This window comes from Pseudomonas sp. B392_1p (assembly GCF_052245235.1).
GTDB lineage: Bacteria > Pseudomonadota > Gammaproteobacteria > Pseudomonadales > Pseudomonadaceae > Serpens > Serpens gallinarum.
Genome location: NZ_JBQPXM010000030.1, coordinates 1 through 3,071, shown reverse-complemented (window position 1 = coordinate 3,071; position 3,071 = coordinate 1). Strand labels below are relative to the sequence as shown.

Below are 3,071 nucleotides of genomic sequence, written 5' to 3'. Positions count from 1 at the left end.
CAACAGTTGCCTCAGACATCGCCTCACCAAACGTCAGGCACCACACCCAATGGACTTGCAGATCATTGCATCTATCACATCCGCTCCGGGCAGCATCGTCGGCGCAACTGTCGCGGCCGTAGCTGCTGTGCCGGCAGGCAAAACATTCCTTTTCCATGAAAAGCGATCCATACCCCCCAGGGGCAAGTGGACGCAGCTATCACGATCGACCGGTTCTCAATGAGGAGGAAGTATGCATTACATCTATGAGCAGGATGTCGCGCTGAAGACGCGTGACGGCGTGACACTGGTGGCAGATATCATCCGCCCGGCAGAAGGAACAGCGCCGACGGTGCTTCAGCGTACCCCCTACGGTCGCAGTATGGTGATGGCGGCGATGGGGCAAGGCTCGATCGTAACGCCTACTCTCGCCCTGGTGCAGGCCGGATACGCGGTAATGTTTCAAGACGCACGCGGTACGGGGGCGTCGGGGGGCGTGTTCGAACCGAAGGTCAACGAGGTTGCCGACGGGGAGGACACCATCGGCTGGCTGCGTGAACAGCCCTGGTCGGACGGGACGGTAGCCGGGGCTGGAGCGTCGTACATGGGCATGACGCAGTGGGCCATGGCAATTGGCCAAACGCCGGGGCTAAAGGCCATTGCGCCGGCCACGGCCGCGACCGATTGGTACTCGAACCTCTGGTACTCAAAGGGCGGCGCGATGTCGCTGAGTCTCAATACGTACTGGAACGCGATGATGTATGCGGGCCAGGAGCAGCGCGGGTTGGCACAGGGGAGCATTGCTGATCCGTCCACCCTGATGCGCCTCGGAGGCGCTTTGGTCAACCCGCTGGCGATGAACCATGACACTCCCCTGGCTGCGCTTCCCTTGCACGGCGTTGGCCGCTGGTTCGATGACTGGATCGCCCGCCCCGATGCCGGCCAGTACTGGCAGAGCCAGGACTGGTCGAGTCCGGAACACATGGCCAAGGTGAGCGTGCCGGTGCTGTCACTTGGCGGCTGGTATGACCTGAAGATCAACGGCACCGTCGAAGGCTTCCTCGGCGTCAGGGCGCATGGCGGCTCCGTTGATGCGCGCGAGAAGTCCCGTCTCGTTATCGGGCCCTGGGACCACAGGAGCACCAGCGGACGTTACCCGGATCGCTACTTCGGGCCACTTGCGCCGGCGAATCCCGCTGCTGAGGGCATCGCGTTCTTCGATGAGCATGTCCGTGGCATCGTGCCGAAGACTCCCGCGCCACGCGTACGCATTTTCGTCATGGGCATCGACCAGTGGCGCGACGAATCCGACTGGCCGCTACCCGACACCCGCTACACCGACTACCACCTGAACAGTGCAGGCTCCGCAGCAACGCGCCACGGCGACGGAGCGCTGCAAAGGGCCCCGGCTGCAAGTGACGCAGTAGATACCTTCACTTACGACCCTCGCAACGCGATTGCCACCGCCGGTGGAGCGTTGCTTCCCGACGAGCCGGGGTTGATCGGCCCTGTCGATCAGTCAGTTATTGATGGCCGTGATGACATCCTCTGCTACGCCAGCGAAGTGCTGGAGAAACCGCTTGAGGTCACCGGACACGTTGAACTCAAGGTGTTCGTATCCTCGGATGCGCTGGACACGGACATCACCGCAAAGCTGGTCGATGTGTTCCCCGATGGCCGCGCAATCAATCTGTGCGACGGCATCCTGCGCCTGCGCTACCGCGACAGTCTCGCGGAGCCGAAGCCCCTGGTTCCCGGCGAGGTCTATGAGGTCACGGTGAATCTAGGGGTGACCTCGAACGTGTTCCTTCCCGGTCACCGGCTGCGTCTTGACCTGTCGAGCAGCAACTTCCCGCGCTTTGATCGCAACACCAACACGGGCGGATTCATCGCTGGCGAATCCATCAGCGATGCGGTGGTGGCAACGAACAGCGTGCATCATGGGCCTGCCAAACCGAGCCGCCTGATCCTCCCGATCATCGAACGGTAGGCATCGTGCAGCAGGGGTGTCCCGTGCATTCGGGGACACCCCAGGGCCATCGCCCTATGGCGTTTCTTATGCCCAGCCGTTTCTGAACGGCCTTTCGTCCAGCCTCCAGCCTTCCAACACTGTTTCAGCTCTTCAAACGCAGGGCGCAATTGCCCTGTGACGGCTATTGCACGAGATAATGACACTATGTAGTATCATTTCGGAATACTGAACGATGTTTCGTAAAGATCATCGGCAGCCTTGAGGAAACGGCTTACCGCGTCGGGCTTTTCAGGGGGCGGTGCGGCACCGAGCAGCCACTGGGTGAAATGCGGAGCGAGGATCAGATCGAGGAACAACCGGGAAAAGATGTCCAGTGAACGGAACTTCACCACGCCGCGTTCCTGTGCTTTTTCCAGCAGTGCGGTGACGACGCCCTGGGCGCTGTGCTCGCCATAGATATTGAGGGCGTGTCGGGCTTCGGGGGGGATGCGTTCACTTTCGCCGATGGCGATTCGGTACATCGCCAGCGTCTGCGGATTATCCAGCGCCTGGGCATAGGCTCTGGCGATGCCAACCAGGGTGCTGGCGAGGTCTGGCGCATCAGGTGTCCGCCGCACCGCGTCGGCGATGGCATCAACGCAGTCGGTCAGGGTGGCCACGAACAGGCCTTCCTTGCTCTGAAAAAGCAGATAGATCGTCCGTTTGGTGATCTGTGATTCGCGGGCGATGGCGTCGAGTGATGTGCCGTTCAATCCGTGAGTGACGAACAGCTTGCGGGCTGCGCCAAGGATGCGCCGGTGCCTGGACTCGGCTTCGGCCGCGTTCACCGGCCCAGGGCGGGTATGACCCGGCTTGGTTGGTACGATAGTTTTCAACGGTAGCAATCCGGACTCCTCTAACCGGGGTACAGGGCAATCGGGTGAGTACTGTAGGAGCGAATTTATTCGCGAAACTCGCGATGAAATCGCGAATAAAGCGGAACGCCGCCCGTTCGATCCTGCAAAAGCTTTGCGTGGTCTTCACCGCCGAGTTTCGGTCTTGTTGGCTTCACCCGATTGCCTTGAAGCGGGGTAATGGTTGGCTTGGAAAATAGCAATGGCTATGTCTGAGTCAACGGTTT

The 3,071-nt window shown here is 60.8% G+C and carries 2 protein-coding genes; one reads left to right on the top strand and one right to left on the bottom strand.

The window, feature by feature from the left end; genetic code table 11:
* Positions 1-232 precede the first annotated feature (232 nt).
* The gene (locus tag ACTV8E_RS20650) at positions 233-1,969 is read left to right on the top strand and encodes a CocE/NonD family hydrolase (protein ID WP_443200693.1); all 1,737 of its coding nucleotides are present in this window, start codon (positions 233-235) and stop codon (positions 1,967-1,969) included.
* A gap of 194 nt (positions 1,970-2,163) precedes the next feature.
* Here ACTV8E_RS20650 and ACTV8E_RS20645 read toward each other — a convergent pair whose 3' ends face one another.
* Positions 2,164-2,826 (bottom strand): TetR/AcrR family transcriptional regulator, encoded by a 663-nt coding sequence (locus ACTV8E_RS20645; protein ID WP_443200692.1) that lies wholly within the window; start codon positions 2,824-2,826, stop codon positions 2,164-2,166.
* Positions 2,827-3,071 lie beyond the last annotated feature (245 nt).

Excerpts from the sequence above, each read along its gene's own strand:
- ACTV8E_RS20650 (WP_443200693.1), top strand. The coding sequence starts at position 233 with ATGCATTACATCTATGAGCAGGATGTCGCGCTGAAGACGCGTGACGGC.